The following is a 17,940-nucleotide window of genomic DNA, read 5'->3' on the forward strand; positions in this document are numbered from 1 at the left end:
AACGATTACGCGGTTCTACTGACTAAAAACGTCAAACCCAGCCGCTGCTCTGCATCGCCTTGTACACCGCGACAACTGCCAGAATGAAGAACGCCGACGCTGCCAACCGGCGAATCAGCGTCAACGGCAATTTGTCCGCCGCAAAGTTACCCGCCAATACCACCGGCACGTTGGCAATCAACATCCCGAGTGTGGTGCCGATGATCACCAGCCACAGTTCCGGATATTGCGCGGCGAGCATCACGGTGGCGATTTGTGTCTTGTCGCCGATTTCCGCGAGGAAGAACGCAATCAGCGTGGTCAGAAACGGCCCGAACTTGCGGGCGGTGCTGGCTTCGTCGTCGTCCATTTTATCCGGCACCAGGGTCCACAAAGCGGTAGCAGTGAAGCTGGCCGCAAGGATCCAGTGCAGCAACGTATCCGAGAAGAAACTACCGACCCAGGCACCTACCGCACCGGCTGCAGCGTGGTTGGCCAGGGTCGCGGCGACGATGCCGGCGATGATCGGCCAGGGCTTGCGGAAACGGGCAGCGAGAATGAGCGCGAGCAGTTGCGTCTTGTCGCCGATTTCGGCCAAGGCAACGATTGCGGTGGGAACGAGAAGAGAATCCAGCATCAGGGTTTTCCTAAGGGGCGGGTCGACACGGCTATGACACGTACAGCCTTCCCGCCCCGGGTAAGGTGTTCGTGTCATAGGTCTTGTCAAACCCTGCGATCCGTCTGATGCGGACGCTTGGGTCGCATACGCCATGGTCTGAGGACCAAGTATGTTGACGTATGCCGGACGAGCATGGCGCTCGTGGGAGACTACTCCCCTAGGACGGAGCGGATTCTGCCTAGGCAAAATCCATTCGGCAAGCCTTCTTTTTCAAAAAAAGTGTTAGCCGCGTTTGGCCCGGTAGATTCTGAAACCCTGTCCTTCAGCCTTGATTGCGCACACGCCCAGATGCTCTTCGATCAGCGGTTGGTACTTCAGAAAGCTGTTGGCAACCAGGCGCAGTTCGCCGCCGTTTTTCAGATGTTTGGCTGCTTTTCGCAGCAAGTTTTCCGTGGCGTAGTAGTCGGTGTGAACCCCGACATGGAATGGCGGGTTGCTCAAAATTGCACTCAAACCCATGGGGGCTGCGTCGATCCCATCACCGGTCAGCACCTCGGCTTCCAGGCCGTTGGCAGCCAGAGTCAGTCGGCTACTGGCAGCAGCAAATGCATCAACGTCGAGCAAAGTGACCTGGTTGTGCGGGTAGCGACGTTTTACCGCAGCCCCCAACACCCCGGCGCCACAACCAAAGTCCAGCAAATGGCCGCTCGGCAGTTTGTCCAGATGCTCCAGCAACAGCGCGCTGCCGCGATCGAGTCGGCCATGGCTGAACACGCCCGGCAGGCTGATGACCTTGAGCGGGCCTTCGGCCAGCGGCAGTTCGTATTCTTCGGCCAGGCTTTCCAGCGATTTTGCCTGTGGTGCGTTGGCCACGGTCACTAGCCAGAGCTGGCAATGCCGTGCACTGTCGAGCTTGCGTGGCTTGCCGAACGGGTTCAGTTGCTTGGCTGCACCTTCGATGCCGCTGCGTTTTTCACCCACCAGATACACCTCGCGACCTTCGAGGCGCGAGGCCACGGCGTTGAGGATGTAATCGGTCAGGTCCTTGGACTTGGGTAGAAACACTACGGCGCTATCGAACTCGCGCTCCGGCACGTTCACGCCAAAATGGCTGCGCTCGGCAAAGCGTGCATCCAGCGCCGCCTGATCGCCTGCATGCCAGCACCATCCATGGGCGGCGGGCAGGCGGCCCAGCAAGTCGTCGGCGGGCAAACCGGCCAGCAGCACCGAACCCTGGAATAATTCAGCCTGACGAAGCAGTACTTCACTGCGCGGATCCATAACTGCTCCTGTGAAAAAAAGTGCCGCAGTTTATCAACTGACGACCCGCAGCGCCTTACCGCTGAAGTAGCCCTGGGCGTTTTCGGTGACTTGCCCCACGATTCGCTGCCGCGCTTCGCGGCTGCCCCAGGCATTGTGCGGCGTCACGATCAGCCGAGGGATGTCGTGGGCCAGCAAGGGATTGCCATGGGTCGGTGGTTCAACGCTCAGTACATCGGTGGCGGCACCGCCCAAATGGCCATTGCGCAGGGCATCGGCCAGCGCTTGTTCGTCGATCAGGCCGCCACGGGCCGTGTTGACTACGAAAGCGCCGGGTTTCATCGAGGCCAGCTCGCGGGCACCGATGAAGTGGCGGGTGTGTTCGTTGAGCGGGCAGTGCAGGGTCAGTGCGTCGATTTGCGGCAGCAGTTCTTCCAGCGGCAAACGATCCGGCCGGGCAGGACGCCCCGGAATCTGCCCCAGCAACACGCGCATGCCAAAGGCTTCGGCCAGGCGCGCCACCGCGCCGCCCAGTTCGCCATGACCGAGCAAGCCGAGGGTTTTGCCTTCCAGTTCGACAATCGGGTAATCCAGCAGGCAGAACTGCTTGGCCTGCTGCCAGCGACCTTCGCCGACCGCTTTCTGATAATCGGCCAGGCGTGTTGCCAGGTTGAGCAGCAACATGATCGTGTGCTGCGCCACCGACGGCGTGCCGTAGCCCTGGCAGTTGCACACGGTGATGCCGTGGGCGCGGGCGGCAGCGAGGTCGACGTTGTTGGTGCCGGTGGCAGTGATCAGGATCAGCTTCAGTTCGGGGCTGGCCGTCATGGCTGCGGCATCGATCAGGATTTTGTTGCTGATGGCGACGGTGGCACCCTTGAGATGGTCGATCACCTGATCCGGCAGTGTCTGGGCATACAACTGCAACTCGCCGAAACATTCGCGTAGCGGGCTGAGATCGAGGTCGCCCAGGTCTAGAGACGGATGGTCGAGGAAAACGGCGCGGCGAGTGTTCGTCATCAACTGTACCTTTTGTGCAATGAACTGAAGGCGTAATCTGCCGAGCCTACCAGATGAAACAAATTCTTACGCTTGGCCAAAAGGAGCCCCCATGTACTGGACCGAGTTCTTGACCGTTGCCCTGATTCACCTGCTGGCCGTAGCCAGCCCCGGCCCGGACTTTGCCGTGGTGGTGCGTGAGAGCGTGACCCACGGTCGTCGCGCCGGTACCTGGACGGCGCTGGGCGTCGGTACGGCGATTTTCCTGCACGTTGGCTATTCGTTGCTGGGTATCGGGTTGATCGTGTCGCAGTCAATCGTGCTGTTCAACGCCTTGAAATGGGCCGCCGCCGCTTATCTGCTGTACATCGGCTTCAAGGCGCTGCGTGCGCAACCGGCCAAACCGGTAGCGGACGATCTGCACAAGGAAGCCGGCGAGCGCACCGCGCGTGGTGCCTTCACTTCCGGTTTTGTAACCAATGGTCTCAACCCTAAAGCCACGCTGTTTTTCCTGTCGCTGTTCACCGTGGTGATCAATCCGCACACGCCGCTAACGGTTCAAGCCGGATACGGGGTTTACCTCGCCGTGGCGACGGCGACCTGGTTCTGCCTGGTGGCGATGCTGTTCAGCCAACAGCGCGTGCGTGCCGGTTTCGCCCGCATGGGCCACTGGTTCGACCGGACCATGGGTGCGGTACTGATCGCGATTGGCGTGAAGCTCGCCTTCACCGAAATGCACTGAAAAAACACCTATATCTCGCCTGGCACGGTCCCCTGTAGGCGCTGCCGAAGGCTGCGATCTTTTGATCTTTGGCGGTCTTGATACCGCTGAAAATCAAAAGATCGCAGCCTTCGGCAGCTCCTACAGGGTTCGTGCAATATCTTTGTTCCAGGGCGGATGTAAATTCCCTGTGTGCTGGCGCAACGCTAGCATTTATACGGCTCTGCAAATCATTCCTTTGGCTGATTTGGCTGGCGGTGAGGCGCACTACAGTGTGTACTTTCAGCCAAGACCGTGCAGTCAGAAAAGGGATTCTTATGTTGCAGACTCGCGTTATCCCCCCAGCCGAAGGCGCTTACCAGTATCCGCTGCTGATCAAACGGCTGTTGATGTCCGGCGCGCGTTACGAGAAAACCCGCGAGATCGTGTACCGCGACCAGTTGCGCTATAGCTATCCGACCCTGATCGAACGGGTCGCGCGGCTGGCCAACGTGCTGACGGCAGCCGGGGTCAAACCCGGGGACACCGTGGCGGTGATGGATTGGGACAGCCATCGCTATCTGGAGTGCATGTTTGCCATTCCGATGATCGGCGCGGTGATCCACACCATCAACGTGCGCCTGTCACCGGAACAGATCCTCTACACCATGAACCACGCCGTGGACCGCTTTGTGCTGGTCAACAGCGAGTTCGTCGGACTTTACAACGCAATCGCCGGGCACCTGACCACCGTCGAGAAAACCCTGCTGCTCACCGACCTGCCGGAGAAAACCGCAGACCTGCCGAACCTGATCGGCGAGTACGAGCAACTGCTGGCGGCCGCGAGCCCGCAGTATGATTTCCAGGACTTCGACGAAAATTCGGTCGCGACCACGTTCTACACCACCGGCACCACCGGTAATCCCAAGGGTGTGTATTTCACCCATCGGCAATTGGTGCTGCACACCATGGGCGTGTCGACCATCATGGGCGCGATCGACAGCGTGCGCCTGTTGGGCACCAGCGACGTCTATATGCCGATCACGCCGATGTTCCATGTGCACGCCTGGGGCTTGCCTTATGTGGCGACCATGCTCGGGCTCAAGCAGGTTTATCCCGGCCGCTACGACCCGGAGTATCTGGTGGAGTTGTGGCGCAAGGAAAAGGTCTCCTTTTCGCACTGCGTGCCGACCATCCTGCAAATGGTCCTGAACGCGAAGGGTGCGCAAGACACCGACTTCGGCGGCTGGAAAATCGTCATCGGCGGCAGTGCGCTCAATCGAGCCCTGTACGATGCGGCCAAGGCCAAGGGCATTCAATTGACCGCCGCCTATGGCATGTCGGAAACCGGGCCTTTGGTGTCGTGCGCACACCTCAACGACGAACTGATGGCCGGCACTGAAGACGAGCGCACGACTTATCGGATCAAGGCCGGCGTGCCGGGACCATTGGTGGAGGCGGCGATCGTCGACACCGACGGCAACTTCCTGCCCGCTGATGGCGAGACCCAGGGCGAGTTGGTGTTGCGGGCTCCGTGGCTAACGGAAGGATATTTCAACGAGCCACAGAAGGGCGCCGAGTTGTGGGCCGGGGGCTGGCTGCATACCGGCGATGTGGCGACTCTGGACAGCATGGGCGTGATCGATATTCGCGACCGGATCAAGGACGTGATCAAGACCGGAGGCGAGTGGATCTCTTCTCTCGACCTCGAGGACCTGATCAGTCGCCATGTGGCGGTACGCGAAGTAGCAGTGGTGGGTATCGCCGATCCGCAGTGGGGCGAGCGGCCGTTTGCCTTGCTGGTGGTACGCGAAGGCCATGTGATCGGGGCCAGGGAACTCAAGGAACACCTCAAGCCATTCGTGGAGCTGGGGCATCTGAGCAAGTGGGCCATCCCGAGCCAGATCGCCCTTGTTACTGAAATTCCCAAGACCAGTGTCGGCAAACTCGACAAGAAGCGAATCCGCGTCGACATCACCGAATGGCAGGCCAACAACAGTACCTTCCTCTCGACGCTTTAAGCGTCTTCTGGCGTGCCCCAAAGGGCACGCCAGCCCCACCAAGCAAGCGCTTGGCTTGTCAAATCAGAAATTTGAGCCATCCTTGCCGTGCCGACGGGTGTCGGTCTGGCGAAAGGACTGTTCCAGAGTGGCTGGCAGCTGCAAATCACACTTTAGAGGGATCAAGCACTACTACCTGCTGGCTATAGTCCGCTCAAGGATTTTTAAGAACGGAGCAAACGCACACACCGGGGCGATGCAATTTTGGAATGACTTTGGGATGCCTTGGCTCCTCGTCATCCACAACGTTTTTAGAAGTGCTCACTGCCATAACAATAATGCACATGGAGTAGCGTCGATGACATCAGTAAACCAGTTCTGGCGCCGGGCAAAACTGCCTCTGGCTGTCGGTCTTGCCTCTACGCTCGCCGGGCCAGCATTCGGCGTCAGTTTCAACGTTGGTGAAATCGAAGGTCAGTTCGATTCGTCCCTCTCCCTGGGTATGAGTGTGTCGACCCAGCAGCCAAACAAGAACCTGATTGGTGTCAACAACGGGGGGCATGGTCTGTCCCAGACATCCGATGACGGTCACTTGAACTTCAAGAGCGGGCAGGCCTTTTCGAAGATCTTCAAGGGCATCCATGACCTTGAACTGAAATATGGCGACACCGGCATATTCGTTCGGGGTAAATACTGGTACGACTTCGCACTCCAAAACGAAGACCTGGAATTCAAGAACGTCAGCAACGACGGTCGCAAGGAAGGCGCCAAATCCTCTGGCGGAGAAATCCTGGACGCCTTCATCTACCACAACTACTCCATTGCCGATGAGCCGGGTTCCGTGCGTCTGGGCAAGCAAGTTGTGAGCTGGGGTGAAAGTACCTTCATCGGCGGCGGCATCAACTCGATCAACCCGATCGACGTTTCCGCGTTCCGTCGTCCAGGTGCCGAGATCAAGGAAGGCCTGATCCCGGTCAACATGTTCTATTTGTCCCAAAGCCTTACCGAAAACCTGTCGGCCGAAGCCTTCTATCAGCTGGAATGGGACCAGACCGTCGTCGACAACTGCGGCACCTTCTTCTCTCAGCCTGACATCATCGCCGACGGCTGCGACAACAACTTGCGGGTGCTGAACAAGCGTTCGACCATCCCGGCCGCGGCCTTGCCTACGCTGACTCGACTGGGCGTCGATGTCGACAACGAAGGTGTGCTGGTGCGCCGTGGCGGCGACCGTGATGCACGGGACAGCGGTCAGTGGGGCGCGTCCTTCAAGTACATGTTCGACCCGCTGGACACCGAGTTCGGCGCCTACTTCATGAACTACCACAGCCGTGCGCCGATCTTCAGTGCCACCGGTGCTCCGGCGTCCACCTTCGCCGGGGTAAGGGCTTTGCCGGCGCAATTGCAAGCTTTGGCGCCACTGATCGTCGCGGGTAACTCGAACTACTTCGTCGAATATCCGGAAGACATTCGCCTCTACGGCTTGAGCTTCTCCACCACCCTGCCTACCGGTACGGCGTGGAGCGGTGAGGTCAGCTACCGTCCGAACGCGCCAGTGCAGCTCAACTCCACTGACATTCTGTTCGCCGGCGTACGTCCTTTGGGCGGCGCACTGACCAATGCTTCGCTGCTCTCCGCGCCACCTGGTCAGGATCTGCACGGCTATCGCCGTAAGGAAGTCACCCAGTTCCAAACCACCCTGACGCACTTCTTCGATCAGGTCATGGGCGCGAGCCGCCTTACCCTGGTGGGTGAGGTGGGTGTGACCCACGTCGGCGGCCTGGAAGACAGCTCCGACGTCCGTTATGGCCGAGATCCTGTCTTCGGTCCTGGCGAACTGCCTGCTACCGGTGGTCAAAATACCTGTGTGGCGCTCAACAGCAGCACCATCGCGGGTGCCGGTCCGGGTGCTGCCACCAACAACCGCAGCCGCAATTGCAACGACGATGGCTTCACTACAGCTACCTCGTGGGGTTATCGCGGTCGTGCCATCTGGGAATACAACGACGTATTCGCTGGTGTGAACCTCAAGCCGAACGTGGCCTGGTCCCATGACGTGGAAGGTTACTCGCCTGGCCCTGGCGGCAACTTCGAGGAAGGTCGCAAAGCAGTCAGCCTGGGTCTCGACGCCGAGTACCAGAACACCTACACCGCAAGCCTGGCGTACACCAACTTCTTCGACGGCAAGTACAGCACCGTGGATGACCGTGACTTCGTCGCGCTCAGCGTCGGCGTGAACTTCTAAGCACTGTATTTTCAGGACGAACACACATATGAAAATAACAAAGAGTCTGTTCCACGCCGGTGTTCTGGGGCTGTCGCTGCTGGCGACCGGCGTCATGGCGGCGGTACCTGCGGCCGAAGCGGACAAGCTGGGCAAGAGCCTCACCCCGATGGGAGCCGAGATGGCGGGTAACGCCGACGGTTCGATTCCGGCCTGGAAGCCATTGCCGAAGAACGCGGGCACTGTCGACAGCAAGGGTTTCCTGTCCAATCCGTACGCCAGTGAAAAGCCGCTGTTCACCATCACGGCGCAGAACGTTGATCAGTACAAGGACAAGCTCGCCCCGGGCCAGTACGCGATGTTCAAGCGCTACCCGGAAACCTTCAAGATGCCGGTTTACACGTCCCACCGTGGCGCTACCGTGCCGGATGACGTATTTGCGGCCATCAAGAAAAACGCCACCAACACCAACCTGGTGTCCGGCGGCAACGGTCTGGAAAACTTCGAAACCGCAGTACCGTTCCCGATTCCTAAAAGCGGTGTTGAAGTCATCTGGAACCACATCACCCGCTATCGCGGTGGCAGCGTAACCCGTCTGGTTACCCAGGCGACCCCGCAGCCAAACGGCTCGTTCAGCCTGGTGTACTTCCAGGACCAGTTCGTATTCCGCGACAAGATGAAGGATTACGACCCGAAAAACCCTGGCAACATCCTGTTCTACTTCAAACAGAAAGTGACCGCACCGGCACGTCTGGCCGGTGGTGTACTGCTGGTGCACGAAACCCTCGACCAGGTCAAAGAGCCACGTTCGGCGTGGGTCTACAACGCCGGTCAGCGTCGTGTGCGCCGAGCACCGCAAGTGTCCTATGACGGGCCGGGTACCGCAGCCGATGGCCTGCGTACCTCCGACAACCTGGACATGTACAACGGTGCACCGGATCGGTACGACTGGAAGCTCGAAGGCAAGAAAGAGATGTACATCGCCTCCGACGCCTACAAGCTTGACGATCCGAACCTGAAATACACCGACATCATCAAGGCCGGCCACATCAACCAGGACCTGGCTCGCTACGAGTTGCGTCGCGTCTGGCATGTGGTTGCAACCCTGAAAGAAGGTCAGCGCCACATCTACGCCAAGCGTGACTTCTACATTGACGAAGATACCTGGCAAGCCGCAGTGATCGACCATTACGACGGTCGTAACCAACTGTGGCGCGTCGCGGAAGCTCATGCCGAAAACTACTACGACAAGCAAGTGCCGTGGTACGCGCTGGAAGCCTTGTACGACCTGCAATCGGGCCGCTACCTGGCATTGGGCATGAAGAACGAAGAGAAATCGGCGTATGACTTCGGCTTCCAGGCAACCACCAGCGACTTCACCCCGGCGGCATTGCGTCAGGATGGTGTTCGTTAACCTGCACTGAACAGAGGCCGCATCCTCTAGAAACGCCCCGACTGGTTCGGGGCGTTTTTTTTCGTCAAAAAAGCGTCCCCTGTGTAGGAGCTGCCGCAGGCTGCGATCTTTTGATCTTGTTCTTTAAAAGCAAAGTCAAAAGATCGCAGCCTGCGGCAGCTCCTACATTGATCGCGTAAATCCGAAGGGAACATTGTTTCGTAGACTTTTTGTAGCCATTTGTAGCAATAACCTTCATTACCTCTTCGTTTACCGCTAGTCTGCGGACATCTGCAACGCCGCCATCCGCAATTCAAACAAGAGCCGGCCATGACTGATCTGTCCCCACTACCAGGTCCTGCAAGCGTTGTTGTCGCTACGCTGGACGGGCGTTTTTTCCGACCGCCATTGCCCGACGGCTATGTGCTGCGGCCTCGCTTGTGCGAGCGCCTGAGTGCGGGGCTCAATGGCCGGCTGTTGCTGGTCAGCGCACCGGCAGGCTTCGGTAAAAGTTCGTTGGCGGTGGAGTTCTGTCAGGCGCTGCCGGCTCATTGGCAAAGTCTTTGGCTGGGTCTGAGCCCGCGAGACAGCGATCCGGGTCGATTCCTCGAGCGGTTGCTCGAAGGCCTTCAAGATTATTTTCCGCAACTGGGCAGGCAGTCCCTGGGGTTGCTGAAAATGCGCCAGCGGCACCAGCCATTCGCTTTCGAAGAATGGCTGGATGGCTTGCTTGACGAGCTGGCCGTACACCTGTCGACGGCGACGCCGCTGTTACTCGTACTCGATGACTATCATTTGGCCCAAGGGCCGGTGCTTGATCGTTGCCTGCAGTTTTTCCTTAATCACCTGCCCGACGGTTTGCTGGTCATGGTCACCAGTCGTCAGCGTCCGGACTGGCATCTGGCGCGTTTGCGCTTGTCGCGACAACTGCTTGAGTTGCATGAACAGGACTTGCGCCTGACCCACGATGAAGCCTTGAGCCTGCTCGACCGGCACAGCAGTTCGTTACGCGGTGAGGCGCTCGAAAGTCTTATCCAGCGCAGCGAAGGCTGGGTGGCCGGGCTGCGTTTCTGGTTGCTGGCGGCTTCCGAAGCCGGCAGTCAGGGTGCATTGCCCCAGACACTCCACGGCGGTGAAGGCCTGATTCGCGATTATTTGCTTGAAGAAGTGATCGACTGCCTGCCCGCCGAAGTGCAGTCCTTTCTTTACGACACGGCGCCTCAGGAGCGTTTTTGCAGCGAATTGTGCGATGCGGTTCGCGATGCCCATGACAGCGCCGAGATACTGCGGTTTCTGGCGGCCCATCAAGTATTCCTGGTGCCGTTGGACGAACATGGTCACTGGTATCGATATCACCATCTGTTTTCCGATCTGTTGCGCACCCGGCCAACCGCGCAAACGATGGTGCCGGCCGCCAGCCTGCACTTGCGCGCGTGTCGCTGGTTCAACGCCCAGGGATTGCTCGACGAAGCGGTGGAACAGGCATTGCGTGCCGGGCATCTGGACGTTGCGGCGAACCTGGTGCAAAACCTCTCCGAAGAACAATTGCTGGCCGAACAGAACGTCGGCATGTTGCTGCGCTGGAAAATGGACTTGCCGGACAGCCTGCTGGTCAGCACACCGCGGCTGATCGTGCTCTACAGCTGGGCATTGGGACTGGCCTGTCAACTGGACGCCGCCGAGGAGCTGGCCAGCCATTTGAGCCGTTTCTTGCCGGCCCCGTCGGCCACTGCGCAGAAGTCGATGCTGGCGCAATGGCTGGCGTTGAGCGGGATCATCGCTCGCGGGCGCGGCAACCGCGAACTCACGTTGCTCTATTGCACCGAAGCGTTGGAGAGCCTCCCGTGCAAGCGTTACGGCCAACGTTTGATGTGCCTCTCGACCCTGTCCAACCTGGCCATTGCCGACGGCGACTTGTGGCGCGCGCGCGGGTTGAACCGGGACTCTCTGGAGTTGGCGCAACGGGTCGGCAATCCGTTGTTCGAAGCGCTGGCCCATTACGACCGCGCCCGAGTATTGCAAGCGCGGGGGGAAATCCTTCGTGCGCTGGATGAAGTCCGCAAAGGGTTGCAACGCTTGCAGGGGTTATCACCTCAACGGCTCTATGCAGTGCGCGCCCGATTGACTTTGTACGAAGGATTTCTGCTGGCGCTACGCCTGCAACCACAAGCAGCAAGGGGCCGTTTACAGGTCGGTTTGAACGAGGCGCGTGCCTGTCGCGACATCAGCGTACTGATCGGCCATTGCGTGATCGCCCGGCTTGAAGGCAGCAGTGGCGAGTTCGCCAAGGCCTTCGCCGAGCTCTCCGAAGCCGAACGGTTGATGCACATTTGGGATGTGCCGCCGATTTACTATCTGGCGATGATCACACTGGTCAAATGCGAACTCTGGCTGGCGCAAGGGCGCACCGATCTGGCCGAAGCCTGGCTGGCGCGCCTTGGGCAGACCTATAACGGCGAGCACCCGGCAGCACCCCCGGAATTTCACCCACAATTGCCGCTGCATATCGAACTGCAACAAGCCTTGCTGGAGGTTATTCAGGGCCAACCGATGCTGGCCGAAGGTCGGCTGAATGCGCTACTCGAACATGGCCAGCAAAGCGGTCGGCAGATGCTCAGTGCGATGGCGTTGACGCAAAAAGTCTCGTTACTACTGGGTTCCGGACGCGAACCCGAGGCACGTAAGGCGCTGAGCCAGGCACTGGACGCTTCCACCGGCGGCGTCCTGCAACCGTTTGACGGATTGTTGGCCGAGCACCCGGACTGGTTGCGCGGGCAACTGCAACTCTGTACGCCAACCACTGTTACCCAGGATCTTTCCGAAAGGCTGCCGGTTCTGGTGGCTCGCCCGGCGCTGGAACCCACGCCGGCGGCGGAACAGCTCAGCACGCGCGAGATGGCCGTTCTGCGTCTGATTGCCCAAGGTTGCTCGAACCAGGAAATCAGCGACCAGTTATTCATCTCCCTGCACACAGTCAAAACCCACGCCAGCCACATCAACAGCAAGCTGGGGGTTGAACGGCGTACGCAGGCAGTGGCGCGGGCCAAGGAGTTGGGAGTGTTGGGCTGAGGGTAAAACTTAAGTTACATATCGCGGTAAATAGCCGGGTGCCGATTTGTGCGAACATTGCCCATCCCCGTTTTATCGAGCAGGCCCCGATGTCCCAGCAACCCACCCTCATTCGCGAAACCTTCCCCGTCGGCCCTTTGCAGTGCAACTGCACGATCATCGGCGATCCGGTGACGAAAAAGGCAATCGTCGTCGACCCGGGTGGCAATCACGAACTGATCCTCGCACGGCTTGATGCCTTGGGCCTGAAGGTGGTCAGCATCATTCATACCCATGCGCACCTCGATCACTTCCTGGCCTCGGGTCAGTTGAAGGAGAAAACCGGCGCAACCCTGCACCTTCATAAAGAAGACCAGTTCCTTTGGGACAATCTGGAAATGCAATGCCAGATGTTCGGCGTTCCTTACACGCCGGTGCCATCACCGGATCGCTGGCTGGCAGACGATGAAGAACTGGCTTGCGGCTGCGGTGTAGCGCTGCACACGCCGGGGCATACGCCAGGTTCCATGAGCTTTTGGTTTTCCGAGGCTAAGCTGCTGATTGCCGGTGATACGCTGTTTCGTCGCGGAGTAGGGCGCACGGATTTGTGGGGGGGCGATCAGGCGACCATTGTGCGCTCGATCAAGCAGCGTCTGTATACCCTCGACGAAGAGGCCACCGTGGTAACCGGGCACGGTCCGGATACTCGCCTGGGCGATGAAATGCGTGAAAACCCGTTTGTCAGAGCCTGATTTTTCTCGTTATCCAAGGCGGGGCGGAATTTTTGCCCATCCAAATGATCCAACGCCCGCAAAGGCCCAGGCCTTGGTCCGTTGCACCACAGAATGCAAAAGAGTAGGAGCTTTACATGTTCACCACGCGTCGTTTGATTCTTGTCGCTACTGCTGTGGCCTTATTGTCTGGCTGTGCCACGCCTAACCCTTATGACGGTCAGAGTCAGGGGCAGGCTGATGGTGGCTCTCAAGGCATGAGCAAAACCGCGAAATACGGTGGCCTCGGCGCTCTGGCCGGTGCGCTGGCGGGTGCAGCCATTAACCACGACAACCGTGGTAAAGGCGCGCTGATTGGCGCTGCGGTCGTGGGCGCTTCTGCTGCCGGTTACGGCTACTACGCCGACCAGCAGGAGAAAAAACTGCGGGCCAGCATGGCCAATACCGGTGTTGAAGTGCAGCGTCAGGGCGACCAGATCAAGCTGATCATGCCGGGCAACATCACATTCGCTACCGATTCGGCGAACATCGCTCCAAGCTTCTACCAGCCGCTGAACAATCTCGCCGGCTCGCTGAAAGAGTTCAACCAGAACCAGATCGAAATCGTCGGCTACACCGACAGCACCGGCAGCCGCCAGCACAACATGGACCTGTCCCAGCGTCGTGCGCAGAGCGTGGCGACTTACCTGACGTCGCAATCTGTGGGCGGTGCCAACCTGACTGCCCGTGGCGCCGGCCCGGATAACCCGGTGGCCAGCAACGCAGACGTCAATGGCCGTGCACAGAACCGCCGTGTCGAGGTCAACCTCAAGGCGATTCCGGGTCAGCAGTATGGTGGTCAGCAATAAAGCACTGTTCAGCAATATCCGAAATAGTCTGACTGAACCCCAGGCGTAAAAAAGCCCGCCCGATCCTCAACAGATCGGGCGGTTTTTTTTGTGTTAACAGTTCGGGCCCCATCGCGAGCAGGCTCGCTCCCACAGGGGAACGCATTTCAAATGTGGGAGCGAGCTTGCTCGCGATGGGGCCCGACAGGCAAAGAAGAATTCAGAAATAAAATAGCCCCCGGACAATCACTCGTCCGAGGGCTTTTTGGTGTTACGCGAACCTGATTACTTCTTCAGGCCGTAATGCTCATCGAGCATGCCCGGCGAGTTCGGGGCTTTAGGCGCGTAATCGCGCGGCGGCTCCTGACTGCGCGGCGGCGTCAGGCGTTCACGTGGAGCCTGCGCCGCATCGGCGTGCAGGGAAGCCAGCAAGCGTTGGCGGGTCTGCTCGTCCAGGGCCAGGCGATTGGCACCCTCGGCGAGATGATCCTGCACTTCCTGGTAGCTCGCAGTCAGTTTCTTGACCAGTGTCGCGGTGCTGTTGAAGTGGGTGACCACCTCGTTCTGATAACTGTCGAAACGTTCCTGAATATCGTCCAGCTGACGTTGCGTGCTGCTAGGCGCGGCATTCGGCGCCAGGCGAGCGATCAGGAAACCAATGGCGACACCCACAACCAGGGCAAGAGTCGGCAACAACCAAACTAAGAGCGAGTGTTCCACGAGTCCTTCCTCTATAAACGGCTTTGCTTTACGTTAACGGCTCGAACCTGCGCTGTATACCGCGATTCACTCGCAATAGACAGCCACAGACAATTTGCTAGACGAGTCGACCCGATTCGAGGTCACGGAGTTCCTTCCTTGCTTATGCGTGAAACCCCTGTAGTGATTGATGGCCCGGTCGGGAAACTGGAAGCTCTTTACCTGGATAACGAGCAGCCGCGCGGCCTGGCACTGATCTGCCATCCGAACCCGGTGCAGGGCGGCACCATGCTCAACAAAGTGGTCTCGACCCTGCAACGCACCGCGCGCGATGCCGGTTTGATTACCTTGCGTTTCAATTACCGTGGCGTCGGTGCCAGCCAAGGCACACACGACATGGGCACCGGTGAAGTCGATGATGCCCAGGCTGTGGCCGATTGGTTCCGTGCCAAACACCCAGAATTACCATTGACCCTGTTCGGTTTTTCCTTCGGCGGATTTGTTGCAGCAAGTCTCGGCGGACGTCTGGAAGCCCAGGGCGAGCACCTCAAGCACCTGTTCATGGTCGCGCCAGCGGTCATGCGTTTGGGCGATCAGGATCAACTGCCGCAACACGGCGAACTGACCCTGATCCAGCCGGAAACCGACGAAGTGATCGATCCGCAGGTTGTTTACGATTGGTCCGACAAGCTCGAACGTCCCCATGAGCTGCTGAAAGTGGCAGAATGCGGACACTTTTTTCATGGCAAGCTGACCGATCTCAAGGATCTGATCCTGCCGCGTCTTTCGAACTGATTGCAGTCTGACAAGCGATTACCCATGACGACTCGTACCCGTATCCTCACCGGCATCACCACCACCGGCACGCCGCACCTGGGCAACTACGCCGGCGCCATCCGTCCGGCGATCGTCGCCAGCCGTGACAGCAATGCCGATTCGTTCTATTTCCTGGCCGACTATCACGCCCTGATCAAATGCGATGACCCGCTGCGCATCCAGCGCTCGCGTCTGGAAATCGCCGCGACCTGGCTGGCCGGTGGCCTGGATGTGGACCGCGTGACGTTTTACCGCCAATCCGACATTCCGGAAATTCCAGAGCTGACCTGGCTGCTGACCTGCGTCGCCGCCAAGGGCCTGCTCAACCGTGCTCACGCCTACAAGGCCTCGGTGGACAAGAACGTCGAGACCGGCGAAGACCCGGATGCGGGCATCACCATGGGCTTGTACAGCTATCCGGTGCTGATGGCCGCGGACATTCTGATGTTCAACGCGCACAAGGTGCCGGTCGGGCGTGACCAGATCCAGCACGTGGAAATGGCCCGCGACATCGGCCAGCGCTTCAACCACTTGTTCGGCCAGGGTAAAGAGTTCTTCACCATGCCCGAGGCGCTGATTGAAGAAAGCGTCGCTACGCTGCCAGGCCTCGACGGTCGAAAAATGTCGAAGAGCTACGACAACACCATCCCGTTGTTCAGCAGCGCCAAAGAGATGAAGGACGCGATTTCGCGGATCGTCACCGACTCCCGCGCGCCGGGCGAAGCCAAAGATCCGGACAACTCGCACCTGTTCACCCTGTTCCAGGCGTTCGCCACCCCGGCGCAGGCCGACGAGTTCCGCAGTGAGTTGCTGCAGGGCCTGGGTTGGGGCGAGGCGAAGAATCGTCTGTTCCAGTTGCTGGACAGCGAACTGGGCGAATCGCGCGAGCGTTATCACCACCTGATCGAGCGTCCGGCGGACCTGGAAGACATGCTGCAACACGGCGCAAAAAAGGCCCGTGCGGTCGCGACACCGTTCCTCAACGAACTGCGAGAAGCGGTGGGCCTGCGTTCTTTCGTTGCTCAAACGCAAGTGGCGGCCACCACCAAGAAGAAAGCTGCAAAAGCGGCGCGTTTTGTCAGCTTCCGCGAAGATGATGGCAGCTTCCGCTTCCGTCTGTTGGCGGCCGATGGCGAGCAACTATTGCTGTCGCGCAACTTTGCCGATGGCAAAACCGCTGGCCAGGTGGCCAAGCAACTGCAAGCGGGCCAGGCTCTGGACGTGCGCAGTGAGGACCTGAGCTTCAGCGTCTGGCTGGAAGGCGAGTGTGTCGGCGACAGCCCGGCTTTCGCTGACAGCGCCGCGCGCGATGCTGCGGTAGAGGCGTTGCGGATTGCTCTGACGCCAGTTCAGGAATAATCAACGGCTCGGCCCGACCAAGGGCTGATTGCCATTCCCACGGGCCATCGCTACAGTGGCGGCCCGTTTTTGTTGCCTTGCTAACGAATTATGACGCCCCTAGAACGATATCAAGCTGATCTGAAACGCCCGGAATTCTTCCATGACGCCGCGCAGGAAACGGCTGTGCGTCATTTGCAGCGCCTGTATGACGATCTGATCGCCGCCGATCAGAACAAACCGGGCCTACTGGGCAAACTGTTTGGCAAGAAGGCTCCGACCCCGGTCAAAGGCCTGTACTTTTGGGGCGGCGTAGGTCGCGGCAAGACTTACCTGGTCGACACCTTCTTCGAAGCGCTGCCGTTCAAGGAAAAGACCCGCACTCACTTCCACCGCTTCATGAAGCGCGTGCACGAAGAGATGAAGACCCTGGGCGGCGAGAAAAACCCGCTGACCATCATCGCCAAGCGTTTTTCCGATGAGTCGCGGATTATTTGCTTCGATGAGTTCTTCGTTTCCGACATCACCGACGCCATGATTCTCGGCACCCTGATGGAAGAGCTGTTCAAGAACGGCGTGACCTTGGTCGCGACCTCGAACATCGTGCCGGACGGCCTGTACAAGGACGGTCTGCAACGGGCGCGCTTCCTGCCGGCCATCGCGCTGATCAAGCAGAACACCGAGATCGTCAACGTCGACAGCGGCGTCGACTATCGCCTGCGTCACCTTGAGCAAGCGGAACTGTTCCACTTCCCGCTCGACGAAGCGTCCCACGAAAGCCTGCGCAAAAGCTTCCGCGCGCTGACGCCGGAATGCACGGCCGCCGTGGAAAACGATGACCTGATCATCGAAAACCGCAAAATCCGTGCGCTGCGCACCTGCGATGACGTGGCATGGTTCGAATTCCGCGAACTGTGCGACGGCCCGCGCAGCCAGAACGATTACATCGAACTGGGTAAGATCTTCCACGCCGTGCTGATCAGCGGTGTCGAGCAGATGAGCGTGACTACCGACGATATCGCCCGACGCTTCATCAACATGGTCGACGAGTTCTACGACCGTAACGTAAAGCTGATCATTTCTGCTGAAGTCGAGCTCAAAGATCTCTACACCGGCGGTCGCTTGAACTTCGAGTTCCAGCGTACCTTGAGTCGTCTGCTGGAAATGCAGTCTCACGAATTCCTGTCCCGGGCGCACAAGCCGTAAGGCGATTCGAAAACTCAAAAAGGCCTGCATTGCAGGCTTTTTTTGTACGCCAAAGATCCTCTGTAGGAGCGAGGCTTGCCCGCGAATGCCGCGCCGCGGTG

General features: G+C 59.2%; 14 protein-coding genes and 1 riboswitch. Of the genes, 10 read left to right on the plus strand and 4 right to left on the minus strand.

From position 1 onward, the window contains the following. Window positions 1-31: 31 nt before the first annotated feature. From KUF73_RS13340 to KUF73_RS13350, 3 genes are all read right to left on the minus strand, one after another. Window positions 32-616 carry a TMEM165/GDT1 family protein gene (locus tag KUF73_RS13340; protein WP_218438491.1) on the minus strand — a complete coding sequence of 195 codons (585 nt, stop codon included), beginning with the start codon at window positions 614-616 and terminating at the stop codon, window positions 32-34. 89 nt (window positions 617-705) lie between these two features. Further along, window positions 706-828, minus strand: a riboswitch (yybP-ykoY riboswitch). Window positions 829-880: 52 nt separating this feature from the next. Further along, complete coding sequence (locus KUF73_RS13345; RefSeq protein ID WP_218438492.1) at window positions 881-1,879, minus strand: class I SAM-dependent methyltransferase; 999 nt, start codon at window positions 1,877-1,879, stop codon at window positions 881-883. 33 nt (window positions 1,880-1,912) lie between these two features. Then, window positions 1,913-2,878 carry a 2-hydroxyacid dehydrogenase gene (locus KUF73_RS13350; RefSeq protein WP_218438493.1) on the minus strand — a complete coding sequence of 322 codons (966 nt, stop codon included), beginning with the start codon at window positions 2,876-2,878 and terminating at the stop codon, window positions 1,913-1,915. Window positions 2,879-2,969: 91 nt separating this feature from the next. Here KUF73_RS13350 and KUF73_RS13355 point away from each other — a divergent pair, with 91 nt between their 5' ends. The 7 genes from KUF73_RS13355 to KUF73_RS13385 all read left to right on the plus strand — a co-directional run bounded on the left by KUF73_RS13355 (window position 2,970) and on the right by KUF73_RS13385 (window position 13,801). Beyond that, entirely contained in the window at window positions 2,970-3,599 is a 630-nt protein-coding gene (locus KUF73_RS13355) for a LysE family translocator (protein WP_218438494.1), read from the plus strand. A 296-nt stretch (window positions 3,600-3,895) separates the two neighbouring features. Next, complete coding sequence (locus tag KUF73_RS13360; protein ID WP_218438495.1) at window positions 3,896-5,578, plus strand: fatty acid--CoA ligase; 1,683 nt, start codon at window positions 3,896-3,898, stop codon at window positions 5,576-5,578. A gap of 337 nt (window positions 5,579-5,915) precedes the next feature. Continuing rightward, window positions 5,916-7,802, plus strand: a complete 1,887-nt coding sequence (locus KUF73_RS13365; protein WP_218438496.1) for a DUF1302 domain-containing protein — start codon at window positions 5,916-5,918, stop codon at window positions 7,800-7,802. Between the two features lie 28 nt (window positions 7,803-7,830). Beyond that, entirely contained in the window at window positions 7,831-9,195 is a 1,365-nt protein-coding gene (locus KUF73_RS13370; RefSeq protein WP_218438497.1) for a DUF1329 domain-containing protein, read from the plus strand. A 309-nt stretch (window positions 9,196-9,504) separates the two neighbouring features. Beyond that, a complete protein-coding gene (locus KUF73_RS13375; protein WP_218438498.1) occupies window positions 9,505-12,243 on the plus strand; it encodes a LuxR C-terminal-related transcriptional regulator in 2,739 nt (912 codons plus the stop codon). Window positions 12,244-12,332: 89 nt separating this feature from the next. After that, on the plus strand, window positions 12,333-12,974 hold the full coding sequence (locus KUF73_RS13380) for an MBL fold metallo-hydrolase (protein WP_096509133.1): 642 nt from the start codon (window positions 12,333-12,335) through the stop codon (window positions 12,972-12,974). Window positions 12,975-13,090: 116 nt separating this feature from the next. Continuing rightward, window positions 13,091-13,801, plus strand: coding sequence for an OmpA family protein (locus tag KUF73_RS13385; RefSeq protein WP_218438499.1), 711 nt, complete (start codon window positions 13,091-13,093; stop codon window positions 13,799-13,801). 264 nt (window positions 13,802-14,065) lie between these two features. On the opposite strand, the gene KUF73_RS13390 is transcribed toward KUF73_RS13385, so the two are convergent. Further along, window positions 14,066-14,500 carry a YhcB family protein gene (locus KUF73_RS13390; protein ID WP_218438500.1) on the minus strand — a complete coding sequence of 145 codons (435 nt, stop codon included), beginning with the start codon at window positions 14,498-14,500 and terminating at the stop codon, window positions 14,066-14,068. A gap of 144 nt (window positions 14,501-14,644) precedes the next feature. On the opposite strand from KUF73_RS13390, the gene KUF73_RS13395 reads away from it, so the two are divergent. The 3 genes from KUF73_RS13395 (at window position 14,645) to zapE (ending at window position 17,839) form a co-directional block, all read left to right on the plus strand. After that, window positions 14,645-15,274, plus strand: coding sequence for an alpha/beta hydrolase (locus KUF73_RS13395; RefSeq protein WP_218438557.1), 630 nt, complete (start codon window positions 14,645-14,647; stop codon window positions 15,272-15,274). 24 nt (window positions 15,275-15,298) lie between these two features. After that, entirely contained in the window at window positions 15,299-16,654 is a 1,356-nt protein-coding gene (locus KUF73_RS13400; RefSeq protein WP_218438501.1) for a tryptophan--tRNA ligase, read from the plus strand. Between the two features lie 90 nt (window positions 16,655-16,744). Then, a complete protein-coding gene (zapE, locus tag KUF73_RS13405) occupies window positions 16,745-17,839 on the plus strand; it encodes a cell division protein ZapE (protein ID WP_218438502.1) in 1,095 nt (364 codons plus the stop codon). The last annotated feature ends 101 nt before the right edge of the window (window positions 17,840-17,940 follow it).

It is taken from the genome of Pseudomonas sp. PD9R, assembly GCF_019200975.1.
Classification (GTDB): domain Bacteria; phylum Pseudomonadota; class Gammaproteobacteria; order Pseudomonadales; family Pseudomonadaceae; genus Aquipseudomonas.

What these genes read in the sequence shown, in the direction of transcription:
- KUF73_RS13340 (WP_218438491.1), bottom strand. Translation starts at nt 616, where the DNA reads ATGCTGGATTCTCTTCTCGTTCCCACCGCAATCGTTGCCTTGGCCGAA.
- KUF73_RS13345 (WP_218438492.1), bottom strand. Translation starts at nt 1,879, where the DNA reads ATGGATCCGCGCAGTGAAGTACTGCTTCGTCAGGCTGAATTATTCCAG.
- KUF73_RS13350 (WP_218438493.1), bottom strand. Translation starts at nt 2,878, where the DNA reads ATGACGAACACTCGCCGCGCCGTTTTCCTCGACCATCCGTCTCTAGAC.
- KUF73_RS13355 (WP_218438494.1), top strand. Translation starts at nt 2,970, where the DNA reads ATGTACTGGACCGAGTTCTTGACCGTTGCCCTGATTCACCTGCTGGCC.
- KUF73_RS13360 (WP_218438495.1), top strand. Translation starts at nt 3,896, where the DNA reads ATGTTGCAGACTCGCGTTATCCCCCCAGCCGAAGGCGCTTACCAGTAT.
- KUF73_RS13365 (WP_218438496.1), top strand. Translation starts at nt 5,916, where the DNA reads ATGACATCAGTAAACCAGTTCTGGCGCCGGGCAAAACTGCCTCTGGCT.
- KUF73_RS13370 (WP_218438497.1), top strand. Translation starts at nt 7,831, where the DNA reads ATGAAAATAACAAAGAGTCTGTTCCACGCCGGTGTTCTGGGGCTGTCG.
- KUF73_RS13375 (WP_218438498.1), top strand. Translation starts at nt 9,505, where the DNA reads ATGACTGATCTGTCCCCACTACCAGGTCCTGCAAGCGTTGTTGTCGCT.
- KUF73_RS13380 (WP_096509133.1), top strand. Translation starts at nt 12,333, where the DNA reads ATGTCCCAGCAACCCACCCTCATTCGCGAAACCTTCCCCGTCGGCCCT.
- KUF73_RS13385 (WP_218438499.1), top strand. Translation starts at nt 13,091, where the DNA reads ATGTTCACCACGCGTCGTTTGATTCTTGTCGCTACTGCTGTGGCCTTA.
- KUF73_RS13395 (WP_218438557.1), top strand. Translation starts at nt 14,645, where the DNA reads ATGCGTGAAACCCCTGTAGTGATTGATGGCCCGGTCGGGAAACTGGAA.
- KUF73_RS13400 (WP_218438501.1), top strand. Translation starts at nt 15,299, where the DNA reads ATGACGACTCGTACCCGTATCCTCACCGGCATCACCACCACCGGCACG.
- zapE (WP_218438502.1), top strand. Translation starts at nt 16,745, where the DNA reads ATGACGCCCCTAGAACGATATCAAGCTGATCTGAAACGCCCGGAATTC.